This window comes from Dellaglioa sp. CoH-55-MRSF-6, assembly GCF_056782215.1.
The window spans coordinates 1-277 of sequence record NZ_JBXAYJ010000040.1 but is presented as its reverse complement, the minus strand read 5'-3'; the positions used below and the strand labels follow the sequence as shown (position 1 = coordinate 277).

The following is a 277-nucleotide window of genomic DNA, read 5'->3' as shown; positions in this document are numbered from 1 at the left end:
AGGCGATCCACTGCGAGTCGAAGTTCGTCTGCAGCAGGTAGCCGGTGAACGCCGCCGCGATCGACACGGCGAAGGCGATCACGCCCGTGATCCAGGTGAGCACCCGGCCGCCGCGCCAGGCCGCCATCCAGTACTTCCCCCAGAGGTGCACGACCATCAGCAGGAAGAACAGCTCGACGCTCCAGAGGTGCACGCTGTTCGTGAAGTGCCCGAGGCCGGAGACGTGGTACCAGGCGGGGCCGTTCAGGCTGAGCACCAGGCCGGACGCGATGACGAC

The 277-nt window shown here is 67.1% G+C and carries 1 protein-coding gene; it reads right to left on the bottom strand.

The features are described 5' to 3' along the window. Positions 1-277: cytochrome b N-terminal domain-containing protein (locus tag AC1RPK_RS07715; protein ID WP_481769349.1), on the bottom strand; the 277-nt coding region annotated here is incomplete at both ends.